The organism is Halomonas sp. PAMB 3232, from assembly GCF_031954225.1.
In the GTDB taxonomy this organism is placed as follows: Bacteria; Pseudomonadota; Gammaproteobacteria; order Pseudomonadales; family Halomonadaceae; genus Vreelandella.
The window spans coordinates 2220933-2245263 of sequence record NZ_CP134865.1 but is presented as its reverse complement, the minus strand read 5'-3'; the positions used below and the strand labels follow the sequence as shown (position 1 = coordinate 2245263).

At 64.1% G+C, this 24331-nt stretch carries 23 protein-coding genes; 22 read left to right on the top strand and 1 reads right to left on the bottom strand.

What is annotated here, in order from left to right:
- The first annotated feature begins 114 nt into the window (after positions 1-114).
- The 13 genes from RN346_RS10305 to cobJ are packed head-to-tail and all read left to right on the top strand — an operon-like array spanning position 115 to position 16449.
- Positions 115-1926: a TonB-dependent receptor domain-containing protein gene (locus RN346_RS10305; RefSeq protein WP_311961068.1), complete on the top strand. Its 1812-nt coding sequence runs from the start codon at positions 115-117 to the stop codon at positions 1924-1926.
- Entirely contained in the window at positions 1916-2797 is an 882-nt protein-coding gene (locus RN346_RS10300) for a cobalamin-binding protein (RefSeq protein WP_409335762.1), read from the top strand. The genes RN346_RS10305 and RN346_RS10300 overlap by 11 nt, the downstream gene beginning before the upstream one ends.
- Positions 2794-3771: an iron ABC transporter permease gene (locus RN346_RS10295; RefSeq protein WP_311961067.1), complete on the top strand. Its 978-nt coding sequence runs from the start codon at positions 2794-2796 to the stop codon at positions 3769-3771. Before RN346_RS10300 ends, RN346_RS10295 begins: the two co-directional genes overlap by 4 nt.
- Positions 3768-4622: an ABC transporter ATP-binding protein gene (locus RN346_RS10290; RefSeq protein WP_311961066.1), complete on the top strand. Its 855-nt coding sequence runs from the start codon at positions 3768-3770 to the stop codon at positions 4620-4622. The genes RN346_RS10295 and RN346_RS10290 overlap by 4 nt, the downstream gene beginning before the upstream one ends.
- Positions 4619-6340, top strand: a complete 1722-nt coding sequence (locus RN346_RS10285) for an ATP-binding protein (RefSeq protein ID WP_311961065.1) — start codon at positions 4619-4621, stop codon at positions 6338-6340. Before RN346_RS10290 ends, RN346_RS10285 begins: the two co-directional genes overlap by 4 nt.
- The gene (gene cobO / locus RN346_RS10280; protein ID WP_106375451.1) at positions 6337-6924 is read left to right on the top strand and encodes a cob(I)yrinic acid a,c-diamide adenosyltransferase; all 588 of its coding nucleotides are present in this window, start codon (positions 6337-6339) and stop codon (positions 6922-6924) included. The genes RN346_RS10285 and cobO overlap by 4 nt, the downstream gene beginning before the upstream one ends.
- Positions 6924-8312: a cobyrinate a,c-diamide synthase gene (locus RN346_RS10275; RefSeq protein WP_311961064.1), complete on the top strand. Its 1389-nt coding sequence runs from the start codon at positions 6924-6926 to the stop codon at positions 8310-8312. Before cobO ends, RN346_RS10275 begins: the two co-directional genes overlap by 1 nt.
- The gene (cobW, locus tag RN346_RS10270; RefSeq protein WP_311961063.1) at positions 8299-9399 is read left to right on the top strand and encodes a cobalamin biosynthesis protein CobW; all 1101 of its coding nucleotides are present in this window, start codon (positions 8299-8301) and stop codon (positions 9397-9399) included. The genes RN346_RS10275 and cobW overlap by 14 nt, the downstream gene beginning before the upstream one ends.
- On the top strand, positions 9399-13214 hold the full coding sequence (cobN, locus tag RN346_RS10265) for a cobaltochelatase subunit CobN (protein ID WP_311961062.1): 3816 nt from the start codon (positions 9399-9401) through the stop codon (positions 13212-13214). The genes cobW and cobN overlap by 1 nt, the downstream gene beginning before the upstream one ends.
- On the top strand, positions 13211-14368 hold the full coding sequence (locus tag RN346_RS10260; protein WP_311961061.1) for a cobalamin biosynthesis protein CobG: 1158 nt from the start codon (positions 13211-13213) through the stop codon (positions 14366-14368). Before cobN ends, RN346_RS10260 begins: the two co-directional genes overlap by 4 nt.
- Complete coding sequence (locus RN346_RS10255) at positions 14352-14981, top strand: precorrin-8X methylmutase (RefSeq protein WP_311961060.1); 630 nt, start codon at positions 14352-14354, stop codon at positions 14979-14981. Before RN346_RS10260 ends, RN346_RS10255 begins: the two co-directional genes overlap by 17 nt.
- Positions 14978-15703: a precorrin-2 C(20)-methyltransferase gene (gene cobI, locus RN346_RS10250; protein ID WP_311961059.1), complete on the top strand. Its 726-nt coding sequence runs from the start codon at positions 14978-14980 to the stop codon at positions 15701-15703. The genes RN346_RS10255 and cobI overlap by 4 nt, the downstream gene beginning before the upstream one ends.
- Positions 15700-16449, top strand: coding sequence for a precorrin-3B C(17)-methyltransferase (gene cobJ / locus RN346_RS10245; RefSeq protein ID WP_311961058.1), 750 nt, complete (start codon positions 15700-15702; stop codon positions 16447-16449). Before cobI ends, cobJ begins: the two co-directional genes overlap by 4 nt.
- Here the strand turns inward: cobJ and RN346_RS10240 are convergent.
- Complete coding sequence (locus RN346_RS10240) at positions 16438-17178, bottom strand: cobalt-precorrin-6A reductase (protein WP_311961057.1); 741 nt, start codon at positions 17176-17178, stop codon at positions 16438-16440. The two genes, cobJ and RN346_RS10240, sit on opposite strands and share 12 nt — an antisense overlap.
- Here RN346_RS10240 and cbiE point away from each other — a divergent pair.
- The 9 genes from cbiE to RN346_RS10195 all read left to right on the top strand — a co-directional run bounded on the left by cbiE (position 17177) and on the right by RN346_RS10195 (position 24250).
- Complete coding sequence (gene cbiE / locus RN346_RS10235) at positions 17177-18385, top strand: precorrin-6y C5,15-methyltransferase (decarboxylating) subunit CbiE (RefSeq protein WP_311961056.1); 1209 nt, start codon at positions 17177-17179, stop codon at positions 18383-18385. The genes RN346_RS10240 and cbiE overlap by 2 nt on opposite strands.
- Positions 18382-18786 carry a cobalamin biosynthesis protein gene (locus RN346_RS10230; RefSeq protein WP_311961055.1) on the top strand — a complete coding sequence of 135 codons (405 nt, stop codon included), beginning with the start codon at positions 18382-18384 and terminating at the stop codon, positions 18784-18786. The genes cbiE and RN346_RS10230 overlap by 4 nt, the downstream gene beginning before the upstream one ends.
- Positions 18786-19580: a precorrin-4 C(11)-methyltransferase gene (gene cobM, locus RN346_RS10225; protein ID WP_311961054.1), complete on the top strand. Its 795-nt coding sequence runs from the start codon at positions 18786-18788 to the stop codon at positions 19578-19580. Before RN346_RS10230 ends, cobM begins: the two co-directional genes overlap by 1 nt.
- A complete protein-coding gene (gene cobF / locus RN346_RS10220) occupies positions 19577-20341 on the top strand; it encodes a precorrin-6A synthase (deacetylating) (protein WP_311961053.1) in 765 nt (254 codons plus the stop codon). Before cobM ends, cobF begins: the two co-directional genes overlap by 4 nt.
- A 37-nt stretch (positions 20342-20378) precedes the next feature.
- Complete coding sequence (locus RN346_RS10215; RefSeq protein WP_311961052.1) at positions 20379-20912, top strand: hypothetical protein; 534 nt, start codon at positions 20379-20381, stop codon at positions 20910-20912.
- A 99-nt stretch (positions 20913-21011) separates the two neighbouring features.
- Positions 21012-21452, top strand: a complete 441-nt coding sequence (locus tag RN346_RS10210) for a YtoQ family protein (protein ID WP_311961051.1) — start codon at positions 21012-21014, stop codon at positions 21450-21452.
- A 496-nt stretch (positions 21453-21948) separates the two neighbouring features.
- A complete protein-coding gene (locus RN346_RS10205; protein WP_311961050.1) occupies positions 21949-22665 on the top strand; it encodes a DUF4365 domain-containing protein in 717 nt (238 codons plus the stop codon).
- A 194-nt stretch (positions 22666-22859) separates the two neighbouring features.
- Positions 22860-23243: a hypothetical protein gene (locus RN346_RS10200; RefSeq protein WP_311961049.1), complete on the top strand. Its 384-nt coding sequence runs from the start codon at positions 22860-22862 to the stop codon at positions 23241-23243.
- A 119-nt stretch (positions 23244-23362) separates the two neighbouring features.
- A complete protein-coding gene (locus tag RN346_RS10195; RefSeq protein ID WP_311961048.1) occupies positions 23363-24250 on the top strand; it encodes a hypothetical protein in 888 nt (295 codons plus the stop codon).
- Positions 24251-24331: the final 81 nt, after the last annotated feature.

Sequence of the window (24331 nt, the reverse complement as noted above, 5' to 3'; positions counted from 1 at the left end):
AGGGCGTGCTCAGGGCTGATACGGGGCACTCGACCCCGCATTTCCCCTTGCTCCTTCGCCGCGCGGCCATAAAAAAATCGGCCGTGCGGGTGAGCACGGCTCAAGGGGCTTATCATGACCTACGCGCGACCCACCCTGGGGCTTGCCGCCTTTACGCTCGCCGCACTGCCGCTGGCCGTTCACGCCCAAACGGTGTCTTCGAACACTCCCGAGGAGAAGCAGCCGCTCAACCCGGTGGTCGTAACCGCGGCTCTTGCCCCGCGCACCGCGAATCAAAGCCTTTCATCCGTCACCGTGCTCGATGAGGCCACTTTTCACCGGCAGGACCCTGTCAGCGTCACGGACCTCTTGCGTGGCCAGCCCGGGGTCGACGTTTCCAGTAACGGCAGCTTCGGCAAGAATGCGAGCGTGTTTCTTCGCGGTACCGGCAGCAGCCAGAACGTGCTGCTGATCGACGGCATTCGCCTGCGCTCGGCCACCAGCGGCGGGGCGGCCTGGGGAAGTCTCGACCCGCGCCTGTTTGAGCGCGCCGAAATCGTGCGCGGACCAAAAGGAAGCCTTTACGGGGCGGACGCCATCGGCGGTGTCGTGCAGCTCTTCACCCACGCCCCGGAGGAGGGCAACGGCCCGCAGCCCCGGCTTTCGTTTGGCGGCGGCTCCTTCGGCACGGCGCGCGCAAGCGCAGGGCTCAGCGGGTCAGAGGGCGGCACCCGCTATAGCTTCGCGGCGAGCCACTTCAACACCGACGGCGTGCCGGTGCGCCGCAGCGGTGACGACAAGGGCTATGACAACACCACGGCACTCGCCCGGGTGTCGCACACGTTTGATAACGGGGGCGAGGCCGGCGTACTGGCGCTGCGCGCACGCGGCAACAACGAGTACGACGGCGGCGAGAACGACTTTGTCCAGCAGGTCGCCGGCGTCTATGCCGAGCTTCCGGTGGGGGATGCCTGGCGCTCGCGGGTGACACTTTCCGAGGCCCGCGACGAAAGCGATAACGTTGACGAGTTCGGCGACTCCACCTTCGATACGACCATCCGCACCGCGCGGCTTGAAAACACCTTCACCGTGGGGGCTCACGAGTTCATTGCCGGCGTCGAGCAGAGCGAAGACCGCATCGACAGCACCGTCGATTACGACGAGACGAGCCGCGACAACACCGCCGCCTTCACCCAGGCGCTTTTCGATTTCGCCCCGTTCACCCTGCAAACCAGCGCCCGCTTCGATCACAACGAAAGCTACGGCGACGAGGTGACCGGAAGCGTGGCGCTCGGCTTCGACCTCGACGCGAACCATACCCTGCGGGCGAGCGTCGGCACCGCCTTCAACGCGCCGACCTATAACCAGCTTTACTACCCGGACTTCGGCAACCCGGATCTCGAATCCGAGACCTCCGAAACCGTGGAGCTCGGCGCCCGCGGCCAGTACGCCAGCGTCTTCTGGGACGCCGCGCTCTACCAGACCGACATCGACAACCTGATTGCCGGCCAGGGCGAGCAGTTCAACGTGCCGACCTCGCGCATTCGCGGCGCCGAGCTTTCCGGCGGCGTGGAGCAGGGCGGCTGGACGGTTGCCGCAGCGCTCACCTACACCGACCCGGAAAACCGCGCCACCGGCAGCCGTTTGCAGAACCGCGCGACCCAGAGTCTGCGCCTGGACGTGGACCGCGAGCTCGGCGAGTTTTCGGCCGGCGGCTCCTGGATCGCCCAGAACCACCGCTACCGGGATGCGGCCAACGAGGATCGCTTGGCCGGCTACGGCCTGGTGAACCTGCGCGCCGGCTGGGAATTCGCACCGCTGTGGAGTGCCCGGGTGACGCTGGAAAACGCCCTGGATCAGGACTACGTCACTACGCGCTCGTTCGACGGCGCCGACTACATCAACGCCGGGCGCGCGGCGTTTCTGAGCGTCAACTTTGGTCAATAAATGGCTTGTGGGGTTGGCGGCGGCGCTTTGCGTTAGCGCCGCTCGGGCCGAAGTGTGCGCGCTCGATGACCTGGATCGCGAGGTGTGCCTGAGCGCGCCTGCCAGCCGTATCGCCGCGCTTTCGCCTGGCGCGACGGAACTCGTCTATGCCGCCGGCGCGGGTGATCGCGTGGTCGCGGTGGTCTCTTACAGCGACTATCCGCCCGAGGCTCGAGACGTTGTCTCGGTCGGCAGCCATACCCGGCTCGATCTGGAAGCGCTGGTCGCGCTCGAACCGGATCTGGCCATCGGCTGGGTGACCGGCAACCCCGCCGAGCAGCTCGAGACGCTGGAAGCCCTCGACATGGCGGTGTTTTATATCGAGCCGCGCAGCGTCGACGGCGTGGCCGGCGCCATCGAGCGCCTCGCCACGCTTGCCGGCACCGAAGCGGAAGGTCGCCGCGTGGCAGAGCGCTTTTTAAGCGACATGGCCGCGCTCGGGGCGCAGTACGCGGGGGAAGCGTCGGTCGATACCTTCTACCAGGTGTGGGACTCACCGCTGATGAGCGTCAACGACGAGCATCTGATTGGCCAGGTGATCCGCCTGTGCGGCGGGCGCAACGTGTTTGGCGAGCTGGGAAGATTGGTGCCGCGCCTCGATGACGAGGCGGTGCTCGCCGCCGACCCGGCCGTGATCGTGGCCGGCGGCATGGGCGAGGAGAACCGCGACTGGCTCGATCACTGGACCCGGTACCCCGAGCTTCGTGCGGTGCAAAACGATCACCTCTACTTCGTGCCGCCGTCCCTCCTTCAGCGGCCCACGCCGCGTTTGGCCGAAGGGGCGAGGCTTCTTTGCGGGCATCTCGCGACGGCTCGGGAAGATGCGCCGTGAATGGCCGCTCCCTGAGTTTCTGGCCCGTGGCGCTGACGGCGCTCGCCCTGGCCGCGCTTTTGCTGGCGCTCGCCACCGGCAGCGCTTCGCTGTCGGTGGCAAAGCTGATGCAGGCGCTGTTCGGGGAGGGCGATAGCCTCGCTCACACCCTGGTGTTCGATCTTCGCTTGCCCCGGGCGCTTTCCGCCTTTGCCGTGGGCGGGCTGCTCGCCGTGGCGGGGGCGCTGATGCAGGTGCTCTTGCGAAACCCGCTCGCCGACCCCTACGTGCTCGGGCTTTCCGGCGGGGCCAGCATCGGGGCGCTTGGCGCGATGCTGGCGGGCCTGGGGGGGCTGCTGGTGACCGGCTCGGCGTTTGCCGGGGCGCTCCTTTCAACGCTTTTGGTGTTTGGCCTCGCTCAGGGCCGCGGCGGCTGGACGCCGGCGAGACTGCTGCTCACCGGCGTGGTCGTGGCCTCGGGCTGGGGCGCGCTGGTCACGTTGATGCTCGCCATGAGCCCCGCCGAGCGCCTGCCGGGCATGCTCTACTGGCTGATGGGCGATCTTGCCTACGCGCGCACGCCCTGGCCGCCGCTTGTCGTTTTACTGCTGACCTGCGCGCTTTTATGGCCGCTGGGGAGAAGCCTCAACGTGCTCGCCCGTGGTTCGCTGCAGGCCGCCGCCCTGGGGGTGACCGTGCGTGGTTTCGAGTGGGGCATCTATCTTTTGGCAAGTCTTCTGACCGCCGTGGCGGTCACCACCGCCGGCAGCATCGGCTTCGTGGGGCTGGTCGTGCCGCACATGCTGCGCCTGGTGCTGGGCAACGACCAGCGCCGTATCCTGCCCGCCTGCGCGTTGGCTGGCGGCACGCTGTTGCTGCTGGCCGATACGCTCGCGCGCACGCTGATTGCCCCGGAGCAGCTGCCGGTCGGTGTCATCACCGCGCTGCTCGGCGTGCCCACCTTCCTGCTGCTCTTGTACCGGAGCCGCCCATGAACCGGCGTGGTGCGAAAGCGCCCGAGGCGAAAGCGCCACGGCTCGAGGCAGAGGGCCTGAAACTTGCCATCCCCGGCAGAAGCGCAGGTGGAGCGATGGAGTTCGCGCTCGAACCTGGTCAGGTGTGGGGGGTGCTCGGCCCCAACGGCGTGGGCAAGACGACGCTTTTGCACACCCTGGCGGGCCTCACCGCGCCGCGCACGGGACGCGTATGCCTGGATGGGCAACCGCTTGGCTCGCTCAGGCGTCGGTCTATCGCCCGGCGGCTGGGGCTCTTGTTTCAGGAGCGCATGGACGGTTTCCCCGCCACGGTCTCCGAGACCGTGATGATGGGCCGCCACCCGTACCTGTCGCTCTGGCAGCGCGAAAGCCTCGAGGATATCGAGCGGCTGCAGTCGGCCCTGAGCGCGCTCGATCTTGAAGCGCTCGCATCGCGCCCGGTCTCCACGCTTTCCGGCGGCGAGCGCCAGCGCGTGGCGCTGGCCACCGTGCTGACCCAGAACCCTGCCGTGTGGCTTCTGGACGAGCCGACCAACCACCTGGACCTTCACCATCAAAGCGCGGTGATGGCGCTGATAAGCGTCGAGGCCCGCCAGGGCCGTGCGGTGATGATGTGCCTGCACGATCTCAACCTGGCCGCACGCTGGTGCAGCCACGTTCTGCTGCTCTACCCGGACGGCGAGGCCCTCGCCGGGCGATGCGACGAGGTGATGACGCTGGGCGCTCTGGAGCGGCTTTATCGTCAGCGCCTGAGCGTTGCGCAAATGGACGGCGCGCCGGTCTACATGCCGCGCGTGGAACGCGCCGCACCCCCCACGGATCTTTCTGACAGTGCCTGGAGGCACCCATGACCCCGTTCCCTTTTGCCGCCGTGGTCGGCCAGCACGCGCTCAAGACGGCGCTGCTGCTCAACGCCGTCAACCCGCGCATCGGCGGGGTATTGATCAGCGGCCCGCGGGGCAGCGCCAAATCCACCCTGGCCCGGGCGCTGGCCGCCATCCTGCCGGCCACGAGCCTTGGCCCGTCGCCGTTTGTCACGCTGCCGCTCGGGGCAAGTGAGGAGCGCCTGACCGGCAGCCTGGATATTCAGAAAGTGCTCACCGAGCGCGAGGCCGCCTTTCACGAAGGGCTTCTGGCCAAGGCGCACAACGGCGTGCTCTACGTCGATGAGGTCAACCTGCTGCCCGACACCCTGGTGGATCTGCTGCTCGATGTGGCCGCCAGCGGCGTCAATATCGTCGAGCGCGACGGCCTGAGCCACTCTCACCCGGCGCGTTTTGGCCTGATCGGCACCATGAACCCGGATGAAGGCGAGCTGCGCCCGCAACTGCTGGACCGCTTCGGCCTCTGTTTGGAGCAGCCGGCCTCGATCAGCGTGGAAGAGCGCATCGCCATCGTGCGCCAGCGCGAAGCGTTCGACCGTGACCCCGCAGGCTACGCGGCGGATTTTGACGCCGAGCAGCGTTCGCTGACCCAGCGCATCGAACGCGCCCGGCAGCGGCTCGACGCGGTAAGCGCCCCGGACTGGGTATACGAGCAGATCGCCAAGCGCTGCGAGGCGGTGGGCGTCGAGGGCCTGCGCGCTGACGTGACCTGGCACCGCGCCGCCCAGGCCCACGCCGCCTGGCAGGGCCAGGAAGCCATCGACCAAACCGATATCGACACCGTCGCCCCCTGGGTGCTTTCGCACCGGCGCACCCGGGAAGAGACGCCGCGCGCCTCAAACAATCCGCCACCTGCTCCGCCCTCTGAACAGAGCGGCGGCGGCTCGCCGCCCACTGGCAGCAAGGCTCAAGCAGGCAGCGGCGCGGGGCAGCCGGGCGAGGCGGGGCAGTGGGGCGCGATGCCTCCCGTTAATCAAACCCGGCAGACGGAAGCGGCGGCCCTACCTGAAGCTCCAATGCTGCCGGGTAGCAAGCGCGGCGCTGCCGAAGGCGGCGCCCGCAAGGGCCACCAGTTGGGGCACGGGGCGCACACACGCACGCTGCCTCCCGCGCCGCGCCTGGATACCTTTGCCACGCTTGCCGCCAACCGCGGCGCCTGGCCCTGGCAAACACTCCGCTACCGCCCGGCGCGGGCCGGGCAGCCGAAGGTGCACCTGGTGCTGCTGGATACGTCCGGCTCGACGTTGGGCCAGCGCCTGCTGGGCCGTGCCAAGGGCTGGGTCGAGTCACTTGCTCGCCAAGCGTATCTGGGGCGTGAGCAGATGGCGGTGTTTGGCTTCGGCAACGACACCATCACCTCGTTGCTGCCCCGCCAGAGTGCGCCCAAGAGCCTGGCGGCCCGGCTCGATTCGGCGGAGGGCGGGGGCGGCACGCCGCTGCGCGCCATGATCGTTCAGGCAGGCCAGCTGGTGCGCCAGTGGCAGCGCCGCGAGCCGGGCCTTGCCATTCATACCTACCTGATTACCGATGGCCGCACCCGGGAGTCCCTTGTGGGTCTGGCGCCGCCAGGCGACTGCCTGGTGCTGGATACCGAAGGCGCCAGAGTCAAGCGCGGCCAGGGGGCAAGGCTTGCCCGGGAGCTTGACGCACGCTACTGCACACTGCCAATCAAGGAGTTTTCATGACGGACCATCAACGCCGCATGCAGCGCAAGAAAGACGTGGTCGATGAGCGCATCAGCCAGGCGACGCAGGAGCGCGGCGTGCTGATTCTCCTGAAGGGTAACGGCAAGGGCAAAAGCAGCTCCGCCTTCGGCACCATGGCGCGCTCTTTGGGCCACGGCCAGCGCTGCGCCGTCATTCAGTTCATCAAGGGTCGCCGCGAGACCGGCGAGTACCTGTTCTTTCGCGACCACCCAAGGCTCGACTGGCACATCATGGGCCACGGCTTCACCTGGGAAACCCAGGACCGCGAGCGGGATATCGAGGCCGCAGAGGCCGCCTGGGCCGTGGCCAAGGGGTTACTCGAGAACCCGGAGTACGGGCTGATCGTGCTCGATGAAATGAGCTACATGTTCAAGTACGGCTACCTGGATACCGCCCCCGTGGTCGAGGCGTTACAGCGCCGCCCGGCGCACCAGAACGTGATCATCACCGGACGCACCATGGCTACACCGCTTCAGGAGATCGCCGACACCATCAGCATCGTGCAAGACGAGCGCCACGCGTTTCGCGGCGGCGTCAAGGCGCAAGCGGGGATCGAATACTGATGAACCAACCTTCTGCCAGCTGCCCCGCGCTGTTTATTTCGGCCCCCGCCTCAGGCCAAGGCAAAACCACGCTAACCGCCGGGCTTGCGCGGCTACTGCGCAATCAGGGCAAGGTGGTGCGGGTGTTCAAGACCGGCCCGGATTACCTGGACCCGCAGATTCTCGCCCAGGCCTCCGGCCAGCCGGTGGATCAGCTCGACTTATGGATGGCCGGTGAAGCCTACTGCCGCCAGCGCTTTTATGAAGCCGCTATCGAGGCCGACTTGATTCTGGTGGAAGGCGCCATGGGCCTTCATGACGGCGAGCCATCCAGCGCCGATCTGGCCGCGCTGTTTGGCATTCCCATGGCCATCGTGATGGATGTCAAAGGCATGGCCCAAACCGCCGCCGCGCTGGTAACGGGGCTTGCTGGCTTTCGTGACGATATCCATGTTGCCGGGCTGATTGCCAACAATTGCGGCTCCCAGCGCCACCGGGAGCTGATTGAAGGCGCGCTGCCTGACACCCTACCGTTCCTGGCCGCCGTACCCCGTGACCCTGAACTGACACTTCCCGAGCGCCACCTGGGGCTGGTGCAGGCCGAAGAGATTCGTTTTGAGCTGGAAGTTCGTTTCGAGGCCGCGGCGCAGGCGCTGGAAGCCGCGGGGCTGCTGGACGCGCTGGCCACGCTTTCGCCGGTCAGTTTCAGTGCGCCGGCCGAGGCGCTTGCTGCGGTGCCGCAGGCGCTGACCGGGCATACGATAGGCGTGGCCCGCGATGCGGCGTTCAGCTTTATCTATCAGGCCAACCTGGATGCGCTGGCGCAGATGGGCGCGCGCGTGCGCTTTTTCTCACCGCTTACCGATGCCGACCTGCCCGAGTGCGATGCGCTGTGGCTGCCCGGCGGCTACCCGGAGCTTCACGCGCAGGCGTTGGCGGCGAACACCGCCATGCGCGATGCCATTAGAGGCTTCTTTCGCGCGGGCAACCCCATTCTCGCCGAGTGTGGTGGCATGCTGTATAGCCTGGAAACGCTCACCGACTACGCCGAGAACACGCACGCCATGCTCGGTTTACTGCCGGGGCACGGCGCCATGCGCGGGCGCCGAGGCTGCCAGGGTATGCAGACCGCCGAGCTGCCCGAAGGGCCCATTCGCGGCCATGCCCACCATCGTTCCATGGCCGGGCAAACGCCTGAGCCCATCGCTTACGGGCGCCGTCAGCGCCACCCCGCACCTGGCGAGCCGATCTACCGGGCCGGGCGCCTGACCACGACCTACTTGCACCTGTTTTTCCCGAATAACCCGGCCGCGGTGGCGCGTCTTTTCAGCCACGCTCCCGGCAACGATTCAGCGCAGGCCACGGCCGCAAGCTCCCATATTGAGGAATCCTTTCATGCAGTTAAATAAAATTCCCGCCACGGTTGTGACTGGCTTTCTGGGTAGCGGCAAGACCACGCTGCTTGCCAATATCCTGCGCCAGATCACCGGCAAGCGGATCGCCGTGATCGTCAACGAATTCGGCGAGCAGGATATCGACTCCAGCCTGCTGCGCAGCTGCGCCCTCGACTGTGAGCCCGGTGAAGGCCAGGCGCTCGAAGGGGACGACGGCATCTATGAACTCGCCAACGGCTGTATCTGCTGCACCGTGGAAGAAGAGTTTCTGCCGGTGATGAAAAAGCTCGTCGAGCGGCGCGGCGATATCGACCATATCCTGATCGAGACCAGCGGCCTGGCGCTGCCAAAACCCTTGGTGCAGGCGTTCAACTGGCCGGACGTCCGCCAGCACTGCACCGTGGATGCCATCATTACCGTGATCGACGGCCCCGCCGTGGCCGCCGGGCGCTTTGCCAGCGACGAAGCCAAGGTCGCCGCCCAGCGTCTGGCGGATGACAGCCTGGACCATGACCCCAGCCTGCAAGAGCTTCTTGACGATCAGTTAAGCGCGGCGGATTTAGTCCTGGTGACCAAAACCGATCTGCTGAGCGCCGATGAAAAGGCCCGGGTGGAAGCGCTGGTGCAGGCGCGGGTACCGGCCTCGGTCAAGACGCTGTTTATCGACCAGACCCAGGCCACTGATACGGCCCAGCTGGAAGCCCTGATGGGCATTGGCGCCGCCAGTGAAGCGCATATCGACAAGATTACCAATCATCACGACAAGCACCATGCCGAAGGCGCACACCACGACCACGCCCACGACCACTTCGATTCCTGCGTGATTACCCTGGGCGAAGTAGACGCCACCGCCCTTGAAAGCAACCTGCAGGCGCTGCTGAAAAGCCACGAGATCTACCGCGCCAAGGGCTTTGCCGCTATCCCCGGCAAGCCCATGCGCCGGGTGATTCAGGCGGTGGGTGAGCGTCTGGACGGCTACTTCGACCGGCTATGGCGCCAGGACGAGCCGCGCCAGACCCAGCTGGTATTTATCGGCCGCGGGCTTGATAGCACCGAGCTGCACGAGGCGCTGGCCGCTGCCGAGACTGCGGCGACACCTTAATGCATCTATTTGCCGCCAAGCCCGGGGGCTTTGTCGACGATGAAGGCATCGTCGATCTTCAACAAAGCCCCGCCGAGATCGTCATCCTGTCCGCCGCCGACAGCAATCTTTCGGCGCTGGCTCAGGCCGCCGAGCGGTTGGGGGAGGCGTACCCTTCGGTGCGCCTGGCCAACTGGATGAACCTGATCAAGCCGGCGGCGTATGATCTCTACGAAGATCGGGTGCTGGAAAAGGCCCGGTTGGTGGTGGTGTCGCTGTTAGGTGGCAAGGGCTACTGGCAGTATGGCCATGAGCGCCTGCTGGCCTGGGCGGCGGCGAAGCCGGAGCGCCAGCTGATTCTGGTGCCGGGCTGCGACGCGCCGGATGACGCGCTGCTGGAAGACTCGAGCATCGGCTTCGATGACGCCTACCGCGTGTGGCGCTACCTGCGTGAAGGCGGCGTAGATAACGCCGAAGGGCTTTTGCGCTTTATTGCCAGCCACTGCCTAATCCGTGCGTTTGCCTGGCAGGAGCCCAAGGTGATTCCGGCGGCAGTGATTTACGCCCCGCAGGAACGTGAATCGAGCCGCCCGGCGGCCAGCCTCAGCGAGTGGCGCAAGCAGTACGAAGACGGCCGGCCGGTGTGCCTGCTGCTGTTCTATCGCAGCCATTTGCAGGGCGCCAACACCGGCGTGATCGACGGCATGCTGGCCGCACTCGAGGCCGAAGGGCTGGCGCCGCTGGCGGTGGCCGTGGCCTCGCTGAAGGAGGGGCCGTGCATCGAGTTTGCCAATCATCTCATCGAGCAGACCGGCGCCTCGCTGATCATCAACACCACCAGCTTTTCGGTGAACCGCAACGCCGATGAAACCGACGGGCTGGGCGATGAAATGCAAAGCCTGTTCATTGGTCGTCCCGTGGTGCTTCAGGCGATGCTGGCCAGCAGCACGGTGGAGGACTGGCAGGGCATGGCCGCCGGGCTGCACAGCCGCGATGTGGCGATGCAGATCGTGCTGCCGGAAATGGACGGGCGGGTGATCACCCGGGCCGTGGGCTTCAAGGCCGAGGCCTTTTTTAACGAGCGCTGCCAGCTCTCGATTACTCACCATGCCCTGCACCCGGAGCGTGCGGCGTTCGTTGCAAAACTGGCGCGGCGCTACTGCTGGCTGCGTGAAACGCCCAACGCGCAAAAACGCATCGCCCTGGTCATGGCCAACTACCCCAACCGCGACGGGCGCATCGGCAACGGGGTAGGGCTGGATACGCCCGCCTCGACGCTGAATATTCTGAGCGCCCTGCAGGGTGCCGGCTACCCGGTGGACGAGCTGCCCGCGGACGGCGACGAGCTGATCCGCCGGTTACAAGGCGCAGTCACCAACGACCACGGCAGCCTCGATCAGCGCGCCTGCTGGCAAAGCATCAGCGTTGAGGAGTATCTGGCCTGGTTTCAAACCCTGCCCGCTACGCTCCAGAACACCATCTGGACGCGCTGGGGCGCGCCGCAAGACGATCCCAAGTGCCGCCAGGGGCGGCTGATGATCTCGGGTATCCGCCTTGGGGACACCTTTGTAGGCATTCAGCCCGAGCGCGACTTTATCGAGGACCTGACCCAGTCCTACCACGATATGGAGCTGGCGCCGCCGCACAGCTATCTGGCGTTCTACCTGTGGCTGCGCGAACACTACCGGGTAGACGCGGTGATTCACGTGGGCAAGCACGGCAATCTCGAGTGGCTGCCAGGCAAGAGCACTGCGCTCAGCGCCGAGTGCTGGCCGGATATTGCGCTGGGGCCGCTGCCGCACTTCTATCCGTTTATCGTCAACGACCCCGGCGAAGGGGCACAAGCCAAGCGCAGAAGCCAAGCGGTGATCATCGACCACCTGATGCCGCCGCTGGCCCGCGCCGAGCTGTACGGCCCCATGGCCGAGTTGGAGGCGCTGTGTGACGAGTACTACCAGGCGCTGGATATGGACCCGCGGCGCGAGGCGCTGATTCGCAGCCAGATTCTTGCGCACCTGCGCGACACCGGCATCGACCGGGAACTCGCCCATGCGGTGAACGGTGAGTGCGAGGCCGAGATACTCAACGCCCTGGATACCTTCTTGTGCGATATCAAGGAAGCCCAGATCCGCCACGGCCTGCACATTCTGGGCACGCCGCCGCCGCGTGAAAAGCGCGCGGGCACACTGGTGGCGCTGCTGCGCCTGCCAAGAGGCGAGGGCGTGGCAAGCCGCGGCCTGCTGCACAACCTCGCCCGCGACCTGGCCCTCGATATCGACCCGCTGGCCGCCGGCAGCGAGCCGTGGCAGGGCGCCAGGCCCGCTATTCTCGCCGAGCAGTTGGATGCCCCCTGGCGCACCGGCGCGGACACCCGCGAGCGCCTGGAGCTTTTAGCCGAGCACTGGGTCAATGAGTACGTGCTGGGTGACCGCCCCCTTGAAGCGCTTACCTCCCATTACCCCGCCACGGCGGAGCAGCTGCGCTTTGCCCGCACGCTGTGGGCGACCATGCAGCGCGGCGTGTCGCTGGAAATTCAGTCCCTGCTCGATGGCCTTGACGGGCTTTTCGTACCCGCCGGCCCCAGCGGCGCCCCCAGCCGCGGGCGGCTGGATACGCTGCCCACCGGGCGCAACTTCTTCAGCGTGGACAACCGCGCGATTCCATCGCCCGCCGCCTGGCGCTTGGGCGAAAAGTCCGCCCAGGCGTTCGTCGAGCGCTACCTGCAGGATAACGGCGACTACCCGCGCCGGCTGGGGCTCTCCATCTGGGGCACCGCCACCATGCGCACCGGCGGCGACGACATCGCCCAGGCCTTTGCGCTGATGGGCGTGAGGCCCAAGTGGTCGCTGGGCTCCCAGCGGGTGATCGATTTCGAGGTGATTCCTTCGATGCTGCTGAATCGGCCGCGGGTGGACGTGACGCTGCGGGTGTCCGGCTTCTTCCGCGATGCGTTTCCCAATGTGATCCGCCTGTTCGATGCCGCCGTGCAGGCGGTGGCGAGCTTTGAGGAGCCCGGCGACAGCAACACCATCCGCCAGGCGGTGATGGCGCGCCAGAAAACGCTGCAAGACGAAGGCCTGAGTGCCGAGCAGGCGGCGCAAGAAGCTCGCTATCGCATTTTCGGCAGCAAGCCCGGCGAGTACGGCGCGGGCCTTAACCGGCTGATCGAGAACCGCAGCTGGGAAAACGCCGATGACCTGGCCGAGGCCTACCTGGGCGCCGGGGCCTACGCCTACGGGCAGTTTGCGGATTCCGGCACCGCCGCGCGAGGCGCCTTCGAGCAGCAGCTCCAGGGGCTGGACGCCGTAATGCAGAATCAGGATAACCGCGAGCACGATATCCTCGATTCCAACAGCTACTACGCCTTTCAGGGCGGCATGGCCAATGCCAGCCGTGCGCTTGCCGGTCAGGCGCCGGTGATCTACCACGCCGACCACGCCAACCCGGCGGTACCCAGGATTCGCACGCTGAAAGAAGAGCTTGCCCGGGTGATCCGCTCGCGGGTGCTCAACCCCAAGTGGATCAACGCCATGCGCGAACACGGCTATAAAGGCGCGTTTGAAATGGCCGCCACGGTGGATTACCTGTTTGCCTATGACGCGACCACCGACCTGGTGGCCGACTACCAGTACGCCCAGGTCAGCGACGCCCTGGTGCTCGACCCCGCCAACCAGCAGTTTCTGCGCGACCACAATCCGGCAGCCCTTGAAGAGATGGCCGAGCGCCTGCTGGAAGCCGCCCAGCGCGGCATGTGGCAGGCGCCCGGCGAACACGGCGCCGCCCTTGAAGACCTGCTGCTGGAAATGGACGAAGCCCGAGAGCGGGGCGGCCCATGAGCGAGCCGCAAGTAAAGGGCTGGTGCCCCGGCGCCTGGCGGCCCATGGCCACCGGTGACGGGTGGCTTGTGCGCGTGCGCCCGCCGCTGGGCGAGCTGACCCGCACACAGGCACTGGCGCTGTGTGAGGCCGCCGAGCGCTTCGGCAGCGGGTTGCTTGAACTGACCCGCCGGGCCAATATCCAGCTGCGCGGCGTGACCGAGGCCAGCTGGCCGCCGCTGATGGCGTTTCTCATCGAGCATCAGCTGGTGAGCGACAGCAGTGAGGCCGAACGCCAGCCCCAACTGATGCTGGCCCCGGCGTGGCAAGCGGGGGACGCCACCCACACCATCGCCCGGCAGTTGCAGGCACGGGGCGCGGAGCTTGCCGAAATGCCCGCCAAGGTAGGCATCGCCATCGACGCGGGCGCCGCGCCGGTGCTGCGCGATAGCCCCGCGGATTTTCGCATCGAGCGCTCGGCAGACGGTGGCCTGCTGGTACGCCTGGAGGGCCACACACTGGGCACGGCGGTGACCGATGCCGAGGCCGCCGTGGCGCTCTTGATTCGCCTGACCCACTGGTTCATGCAAAGCGGCGGCGCGGCGGCGGGGCGTATGGCCAAGCACCGCGCACCGCTGCCCGCCTGGGCAGTGGCAGATACGCCCCCGGCCCCGCCCGGCGCGAAACTGGCCATTGGCAAGCATGAGGGGGGCGTGGTGGCCGGCCTGCCGTTTGGGCGGGTAAGCGCCCAGACGCTGCGCACGCTGGTCGCCTCGAAGGCGGTGAGCGCCCTGCGGGTAACGCCCTGGCGCAGACTGCTGATCAAGCAGCCGGGCGCCGCCGCCATGCCAGCGCTTGACGAGGTCATTGGTCAGAATGACGACCCGCGGCTGGTGATGGACGCCTGCCCCGGCGCGCCTTTTTGCCAGCAGGCGAGTGTCGCCACCCACTCCTTGGCCGAGCGGCTGACGGAGGTGGACGCCGCCAGCGTGCATATTTCCGGCTGCGCCAAGGGCTGCGCCCGGCGGCAACCGGCGGCCATTTGCCTGACCGGCCGCAACGGGCGTTTTGATGTCATTACCGACGGCCGCGCCGATAGCGCGCCGGTGGCTACCGGGCTGAGCGAGTCTGACGTTTTCATTTATCTGGAGAGTTTGGGTGCCTTACACCTATGAAACCCACGGCCCGGCGATTTACCGGGAGTCCTTTGCGATCATTCGCCGCGAGGCCGAGCTTGCCCGCTTTTCTGCAGAGGAAGAGACCGTGGCCGTGCGCATGATTCACGCCGCGGGGCTTGTCGAGTTGGCCGCGCATATCCATTTTCAATATGACGTGGTCAACAAGGCGCGCGCCGCTCTAGAGGCGGGCGCGCCGATTCTGTGCGATGCGCGCATGGTATCCGAAGGCATTACCCGCAAGCGCCTGCCGGCGGATAACGCGATTATCTGCACCCTCAATGACGAGCGCACCCCCGCGCTTGCCCTTGAGATGGCCAACACCCGCTCGGCGGCGGCGCTCGAACTGTGGCGCCCGCACCTGGAAGGCGCGGTGGTGGCGATTGGCAACGCGCCTACGGCGCTGTTTCATCTGCTCAACATGCTCGAAGACCCGGACTGCCCGCGCCCGGCGGCCATCATCGGCTGCCCGGTGGGCTTTGTGGGCGCGGCGGAGTCCAAGGAGGCGCTGCTTGCCACGCCCGAGCTTCCCAGCTGCATCGTGCGTGGGCGCCTGGGCGGCAGTGCCGTGACGGTGGCCGCCATCAACGCCCTGGCGGATCGTGTCGAATGAGCAAGGGTTGCGTGTTTGGGGTGGGCCTCGGGCCCGGCAGCCAGGATCTGATGAGCGTGCGCGCCGACCGGCTGATCCGTGGTGCGACGCATATCGCCTATTTCCGCAAGAAGGGCCGCCGCGGGCACGCGCGCAGCATCGTCGAGGGCCTGCTGGCGCCCGGCGTGGTCGAGATGCCCATGGAGTACCCGGTCACCACGGAAATTCCCTTCGACGACCCGCGCTACAATCAACTGCTCTCGACGTTTTACGAACACAGCGTGGCGCAGCTGATCGAGATGACCGAGGCCGGGTGCAATGTCGTCGTGCTGTGCGAAGGTGACCCGTTCTTCTATGGCTCGTTCATGCATCTGTATACGCGCTTGCGCAACCGCGTGCCGGTTTCCGTGGTGCCGGGGATTACCGGCATGTCGGCGGCGTGGACCGCTTCTGGCGCCCCCATTACCTGGGGCGATGACGTGCTCACCGTGGCGATGGCGACACTGCCGGAAGACACGCTTGTCGAGCGCATCCGCCAAACCGACGCGCTGGTGGTGATGAAGATCGGCCGCCACCTGGACAAGCTGCGCCGGGCGCTGAAAAGTGCCGGGCGCGAGGCGGACGCCTGGCTGATTGAGTACGCCGCCATGGAGAACCAGCGCGTGGTGCCGCTGAAGGATGCCGGAGACAAAGTGCCGTACTTTTCCATCGTGCTGATTCACGGACACGGGAGGCGCCCATGAGCGGCTGGGTCAAAATCGTCGGGCTGGGGCCGGGGGCGGAATCGATGATTACCCCGGAAGTCACGGCCGCGCTCGACCAGGCCACGGACGTGGTCGGCTACGTGCCCTACGTCGAGCGCGTCGCCCCGCGCGAGGGCCTGACCCGCCACGGCTCGGACAACCGTGAAGAGATTCGCCGCGCCGAGGCCGCGCTGTGCATGGCGCACGAGGGCCGCCGGGTGGTGGTGGTGTCTTCCGGCGACCCCGGCGTGTTTGCCATGGCAAGCGCCGTATTCGAGGCGCTGGAAGCCGGCGACGCCGCGTGGCGGGCGCTTGATATTCAGGTACTGCCGGGGATTTCCGCGATGCTGGCCGCCAGCGCCCGCGCGGGCGCGCCGCTGGGGCACGACTTCTGCTGCATCAATCTATCCGACAACCTGAAGCCCTGGGCGCTGATCGAAAAGCGCCTGCGCCTGGCGGCGGAAGCGGATTTTGCCATGGCGTTCTACAACCCGCGCTCCAAATCGCGCCCGGTGGGGTTTGAACGCACCCTGGACGTGCTGCGTGAAGCGTGCGAGCCCGAGCGCCTGATCATCTTCGCCCGGGCGGTGTCAACGCCGGACGAGTCTATCCGCGTGACGACACTGGGTGAGGCCACGCCCGACATGGCGGACATGCGCACGCTGGTGATCGTCGGCTCCCGGCAAACGCGGTTGATCGAACGCAGTGGCGCGCCGCTGGTGTATACACCGCGCTCAGCGTCGTGAATCGTCAAGCCAGGCCAGCACCTCATCGACGCCGTGCACCTCACGGCGGGCGGGAAGCTGGGGGCGCTCGATCATGATCACCGGCACGCCGAGCCTGCGTGCGGCATCGAGCTTGGCGCGGGCGCCGTCGCCGCCGGCGTTCTTGCACACGATGCGCTCGATACGCTGGTGCTTGAGCAGGACCAGGTCGCCTTCCAGCGTAAAGGGGCCGCGATCCACCGTGGTGGTGAAATGGGCAAGCGGTGGCGGGGCGGCGGGCGCATCCACCAGGCGAAGCACATAGTGGTGCTGGGGCCTGGCGGTAAACGCGGCCAGATGCATGCGGCCAATGGCGAGCAGCACGCGCTGGGGCGGGCCTTCCAGGGCGCTTGCCGCCGCTTCGATACTCGCGACGTGCTGCCAGTCATCATGAGCGGCAGGTCGCCATGCCGGGCGCGTCAGGGCAATCGCCGGTACGCCGGTTTGCCGGTTGGCGGCCAGCACGTTCAGGCTCATTTGTGAGGCAAACGGGTGGGTCGCATCAATAATATGGGTGATGCGCTGTTGGGTGATAAAGGCCGCCAAACCCTCGGCGCCGCCAAAACCGCCCACGCGGGTGGGCAGCGGCTGCGCTTTAGGCGTTTTGACGCGGCCTGCATAGCTGAAGATGGCGGCAATACCACGCTTGCTTATGGCGCAAGCCAGGGCGCTGGCCTCACTCGTACCCCCAAGAATCAGGACATTAATCATGGCGTTAGTTGACAAGGCTTTCTGGCTCACACTGTTAGGATGGGGGGAGAGTGGCACAGCGGGCCTGACAGCGGCAAGCCGCGAACTGTTGGAGAGTGCCGAGATCGTATTTGGCGCCCGCCGCCACCTGCGCCTGCTGCCCCCGCTGAACGCGGAGGTACGCGAGTGGCCGGTGCCGTTTATTGAGGGCATCCCCGCGCTTCTGGCCGAGCGCGGCCGCCGTGTGGTCATGCTGGTCTCCAATGACCCGTTCTGGTTTGGCGCGGGCACTAGCCTTACGCGCCACCTGGAGGCGTATGAGTGGAGTGCCGTGCCATCGCCCTCGACCTTCAGCCTGGCGGCGGCGCGGCTTGGCTGGCCGCTCGAGCGCTGCACTTGCCTGGGCCTGCACGCCAAACCACTCACTCGCATTCGTCCTTACCTGCAAAGCGGCCGGCGCCTGCTGGTGCTGCTGCGCGATGGCGCCGCCGTGGCTGAACTGGCCACGCTGGTTAAAACATTCGGCTTTGCGGATTCCCGGCTCACCGTGCTGGAAGCGCTGGGCGGTGCGGAGGAGCGCATCCTCACGCTGGGCTTGGCTGAAGCGCTTCCCGAGGATATCGCCCACCCGGTGGCGGTGGGTATCGAGGTGGCCGGTTCCGGCCCCGCGCTGCCGCTCACGCCGGGCCTGCCGGATCACTTTTTCGAGCACGATGGCCAGATCACCAAGCAGGCCGTGCGAAGCCTGACGCTTTGCGCACTGGCCCCCAGACCCGGTGAGCGGCTGTGGGATATCGGCACGGGCTCTGGCTCCATTGCCATCGAGTGGCTGCTGGCCCACCCGGATAACCAGGCCATCGGCTTCGAGCAGCATTTTGATCGCGCCGCCCGGGCGCGGCGCAATGCGCGCAATCTGGGCGTCGATTGGCTGGACGTCAACGAAGGCCGCGCCCCAGCGGTACTCGAAAACGCGCCGCTGCCCGATGCGGTGTTTATCGGCGGCGGGCTTTCCCGGAAGCTACTGGATGCCTTATGGCTGGTGTTGCCCAGCGGCACGCGGATAGTGGCCAACGCGGTCACCCTGGAATCCGAAGCTCTACTTGCGCACTGGCAGCAACAGGCCGGCGGCGAACTGCTGCGCCTGGAGCTGGCCCACGCCGCCCCCATGGGCACGCGACGGGGCTGGAAAGCCAGCTACCCGATCGTGCAGTGGCGCGGCGTTCGATGACCATTCAAAAAGCCGCCAGCCCCGCGCATACCGTTGCCGGGTTCGGCTTTCGGTCGCCGGCAACGCAGGCGTCGCTTGAGCAGGCGCTGGATCAGCTGATCGCCGAGTACGGCCCCATTGACCGGCTGGCGGCGGCGCACAGCATGCTGCCCCTGGTTCAAGCGCTGGGAAGCGCCCGTAACATTTCGGTCATAAGCGTGGCGGACGCAGCACTCCCCAGCGCCACCACACTGACGCATTCCGCCTACAGCCTGCGTGAAAAAGGCACCGGCAGCGTGGCCGAAGCCGTGGCGCTGCTGGCCGCGGGCCAAGGGGCGCGGCTTTTGGGTCCGCGCACGGTTTCAAACGATAGAAAGGCCACGGCCGCGGTGGCCACCACTGCGGCGCAAGGAGTTGGATGATGACGGTTCATTTTATTGGCGCAGGCCCCGGCGCGCCGGATTTACTCACGCTGCGCGGGCGTGATTTGATCGCCGCCTGCTCGGTGTGCCTGTATGCGGGGTCGCTCGTTCCCGAACAAATTCTCGAGCACTGCCCATCTGGTGCGCGCATCATCAATACCGCGCCGCTGTCGCTCGATGAGATCATGCAGGAAATCCAGACCGCCCACGCGCAAGGCCAGGATATCGCCCGGCTGCACTCCGGCGATCTCTCGGTGTGGTCCGCCATGGGCGAGCAGCTGCGCCGCCTGCGGGCGCTGGATATTCCGTTTAGTGTCACCCCCGGCGTGCCCTCGTTTGCCGCCGCGGCGGCAACGCTTGGCCAGGAGTTGACGCTGCCCGGCGTGGCGCAATCCGTGGTGCTGACCCGCACACCGGGCCGAGCAAGCGCCATGCCGGAAGGGGAAACGCTTGCCCACTTCGCCCGCACCGGGGCAACGCTCGCCATTCACCTCTCCATTCACAACCTGGCCCAAGTGGTGGAAAGCCTGACGCCGCATTACGGTAAAGAGTGCCCGGTGGCCATCGTCTGGCGGGCCAGCTGGCCGGACGAGCACGTGGTGCGCGCTCGCCTGTCCACGGTGGAATCCCTGATCGACCACACGCTCCAGCGCACGGCGCTGATTCTGGTAGGGCCGGTCCTCGAAGCCGACGACTTCCAGGAAAGCAGCCTGTACGCGGTAGGTTATGATCGCCGCTTTCGGCCCCAATCGGCGGATTCGCCGTTTGCCGGCGGCGAGGAGGGCGCGCCGTGATCGAGCTTGCTTTTATCGGCATCGGCACCGGCAACCCCGAGCACGTCACACTCGCCGCCGTGCGCGCGCTGAACGCGGCGGACGTGGTGCTGCTACCGCGCAAGGGTGAATCAAAAGCGGATCTCATCGACCTGCGCCGCCTGCTTTGCGACGAGCTGCTGGAAGGTGAAAGCCCCACGCGCATCATCGAATTCGACCTGCCCACCCGCGATGGTGAGGCGCCGTACTTGGGCGCGGTGAACGACTGGCACGCCGCGATTGCCGCGGTATGGGCGCAGCTTCTGGACGAACACCTGCCCGACGGCGGGCGCGCCGCCATGCTGGTATGGGGCGACCCCTCGCTTTACGACAGCAGCCTGCGCATCGCAAAGCGCCTGCTGGACGCCGGGCGCGCGCTCACAGTCAACGTCATCCCCGGCATCACCAGCCTTCAGGTGCTCACCGCCGAGCACCGCATACCGCTCAACGCTTTGGCCGGCGCCGTTCACATCACCACCGGCCGCCGCCTGCGCGAGAAGGGCTGGCCGACCGATGCCGAAACCGTTGCCGTAATGCTCGACAGCGGCGGGGCGTTCAGTGTGCTCGAGGATAAGCACGTGCATATCTGGTGGGGGGCGTATCTTAGCATGGAGAAGCAGTGCCTGATCGAAGGGCGCCTGAAAGACGTCGAGCAACAGATTCTCGAGCGCCGGACCGCGCTTCGCGACCAGCACGGCTGGATCATGGATAGTTATCTGCTGGCCCGCGAGCCGCTTCTTTGAGCGCCGGTAGGCATCTGGAAGGTTTTTCCATAAAATGATGGCCAACGTTTTAATCGCCGCTGTTGGGACGACGCCGATGTACCAGAACCTGCCGGTCATTTCGCGCTCGGCCTTTTTCAGCCGCCGAGTGTTTCCGTTTCTATGGCTATCGGTGGTGGGCTTCATCTTCCTGGTCGGGCTGATCACCGCAGATTCTTTTACGCTTTTTCTGCTGATACCGTTGATCATGCTGGTGGCGGGCTGGCGGATGTTCAAAAAGGTGTTCGCCGGCTTGGCCGACCGCGTTTACGACGGCGGGGATCATTTGATTTTCGTCTATGGCGAGCGGCACGAAACGATCAAGCTTAAGGACGTGATGAACGTGAACTACGCCGCCATGAGCTCGCCGGACAAGGTGACGCTAACGCTGCGCGAGGCCGCTGCCAGTTGCCGCGCAAGCCGCGAAGTAGCGTTTCTCCCTATCCGCCGCAAGTTCGGGTTCGCGGAAATTTCGTTCAAACGCCTTCGGCTCGAAAACCACCAGGTCGATGAGCTGATCGAACGCATCGACCAAGCGCGGCGCGCAGAGTAGGGCGCTTCTCACGTCGCGAACTTGAGTAGCGCGGAATCTTCCGGCGCTCACGATTTCCAACCATCACCTCACCACGCATTGACCCCCAAGGAGCACCCCATGAGCTTTTACGTCTACCTCTCCGGCGAGATTCACACCGACTGGCGCGACGAGATCCAACGCGGCGCCGAGGCGGTCGGGCTCGACATCGTCTTCACCGCCCCGGTCACCGACCACGACGCCAGTGACGCCGCCGGTGACCACTTTGGTAAGCCTGAGAGCGGCTTCTGGCGCGACCACCAGTCCTCCAAGGTCAACGCCATCCGCACCCGCACGCTGATCGAGCAAAGCGATCTGGTCGTCGTGCGCTTTGGTGACAAGTACAAGCAGTGGAACGCCGCGTTTGATGCGGGCTATTGCTCCGCACTCGCCAAGCCCTACATCACTCTGCACGCCGAAGACATCGTCCACCCGCTCAAGGAAGTGGATGCGGGGGCGCAGGCTTGGTGTACGACTACTGAGCAGGTCGTTGAGACGCTGAGGTACGTGCTTAAAGACTAAGCCGGCCTGAGAAATACTTGCAGGCCAACGGGGCCTGCAAGTGCCAATGCTCCTAATGAGCCACAACAGTGTAGAGCACTGGTAGGAGCACGCTTCAGCGCGCGAAGGGCAGCGCCAGCTGCCCCGATACTGCCGCAACTCTCACTTCTCGCCATAAAATTGGCCCAAGCTCATTCCCTCACCCGAAACATCTCTCACCTGCATTTCCCCCAGACCTACGACCTATTGCTGACCGATGTCACTAAATTACCACGTGACCTAATATAAATTTGTGAATAGAGTATGATTGGAACAGGCAAAACGATCGGGCACGCGAATAATAAATGTGCTGCCCAGGATTTTTGAGAAAATATACAAAACAGCCGGTTACGATTATTTTTGACAGCTGTATAACATCAATGAATGTGCTGGCGCGTTTATTGATGTCATGCAGCCGTCTATATAATCACTGTTAAAGCTTCATGCGGTCATGGATTTTTAATTTTGAGAGGTGGCCTTGAGCGATAGGAAAGGCGGCAACCGCTCGCAACTTACCGGGGAGCGAGCTGAAACAAAAGTCAGTGATGTCTTGCTTGATGCTGAGCTTTTCTGCTCTAAGTATGAGCATGACAGAGGTGAGGATTTGCTCGTCGAGCTTGAGGGCTATATTGGTCAAGCTGATATCGGAAGTGGTCCGAGAATAGGTTTGCTTCAAATAAAGGGGCATGAAGCCGAAGTCGCACTTGTCTCAAATGACGTCATTGTTAAGAGGCGAATTGACCTTGATCACCTGCGTAGATGGGCGGCGATCCCAATCCCCGTTTTTGTTGTCGCTGTGGAGCTGGTCGGCAATGAGCCACAGTTTTTTGCCCGCGCCGTAGATAAACTTATAGGGGATGTAGCCCCAGCGGGACTTGCAGAACTTAAGCAACAGAAGATAACGATAACGGTTCCTCGAACAGATGACTTGCCTTCACTGTTGAAGACGGAAATAGCCGAATTTTATTCGCTTCATGCGTTTCAGCTTGCGGGCTTTTCCGAGAACGTGATTGCGAGAAATCACTACGAGGTTATTTCTACAAATACTCCCTTTGTCCCTCCTCAGGCCAAGGTGTGGCTGAAGAACATACGAGTTTTGTGGAAAGGGCCTTGGCGCCCGGCTCACTTTTGGACCACGCTCAACCATATTGCGGGTCAGCTTCAAGAGAAAGAAGGGGGCGTCGCACCCCGTTGAGGGCAACAATTCATGTATACCGCAGCTTGAAAGACAATCGAGATAATAACGCTATTGCCCACGTTTCTTGGCTTGAAGATAATCACACTGCAACAGATGCACTCAAGGAACAAGTTAATTAGCCTAAAGCCGTACACTGGATGCGATTTCAGTTTCATGGCAAATCGTCACTCGAAGAGTTGCCCGAGTCATTTGTGGTGGAAGAAGATGATAACTCGTTCATCTCAAAAGCTGAGAGAGTCTGGTTAGAGCTTGATTCAATCTATTCAGAGTTGATCAACTCCTTGACGAAAGATCTTAGGTTGCCTGACAAAAAGCTAAAGCGGCTGGAAGCATCGCTTTACGAAATTGAAGATAGAGCTATTCAAAAGCTTGGTCGACCATCGCCACAGCTTAGCATGGTCGACAGAATGATTGACCAATATAGCTCCGTTCTGGCGGGTGTTTTCACTTGGCTCAAGGGAAAAAATGGTGTGCCTGAGGTGAGGAGAAGACGATGGCTTTCGCAGGATTTGGAAATAGCACAGGGATTCTATCGGGCATACTATCCATTAACGAAGCTGCTTTTGGATCGGTAGGCGAAACCGAGTGATTGCGCTAACCAGACCAAGCACAGCGACCGCTTTTTCGTTGCGGTTTCGCCTCCACTACAAAGCCGCGCGTGCTGGCGGCGTTATGTGCCTTTGGAATATATAAGATGAGCCACATCCAAGTTAGAAAAACATTAGGCGGAAAAATGCAGTATGCTGGCCGCGAATGGTGGTACGACTTCCATCAGATCCCGGGGCTCTTCGAAGAAAAGATCGTTTTTCGAAGAGCACAAAAATTAATGCAGCAATTTGCCCCAATAACCAAGAGTTGGAATGCAGATCTCAATTCTGAGTGGACGGTCAGAGCCTATTTTTCGGCAAAAATGGTTTTGGCTGCTTCAGTGATGGCGCAAAGTTTGAGATATGCAGAAGAACATAATCTACGCGCAGTAACATCATATCTCAGCTACTACACTGTCATGCATTCACTTCGTGCCATTGCGTTTACGAGCCCTAATGCTGCTTGGAATGATGGCGAGCTCCTAATGATGACGCATTCAAAGACAATAAATGTTGCATGTGACGAGATCAGCCAATTCAATCGCGACCTATCTGGACGTGTAAAACAGGCCGTTCTCCACCTCAAAGCCTTCAGGGAACTGATTTCGTACAGAGCGCCTTCTAGTGGAGACCGTTTTCCAAGGCCGAATTTCGATATTTATGAATATTCTCGTTGTTTTCTGGAAGTTGCCCAACTGCAATCTGAACTGCTTGAAGCGTCGATTGAGAAAAACGTAACGGAATCCTTTGAGCTTCAAGAAAAAGTCCTTTCGCAGGTGACGGATATCGAAATGGAGGGTGTCCACTTTCACGATAAGGAAGATTGGTATCGATTAGAGTATCTGGCACGTAAGCATCCCCGCCCAACGAATATCCTTCATATCATGTCAGAAGGGCATGTCGAAGATTTCTTTGGTTCATGGTGTGCTGACGATGAGAATGAAGATTCCTTCGATCCAGATGAAGATTGGCGGATATTGTTCGATGTGCCATAGCAAGTCAGCACATAACAAAAGGCGGCAGGCGGATCAAATTTCTGCTCCTTCGTCGCTTCAATTAGTCCGCTGCGCAGGTCG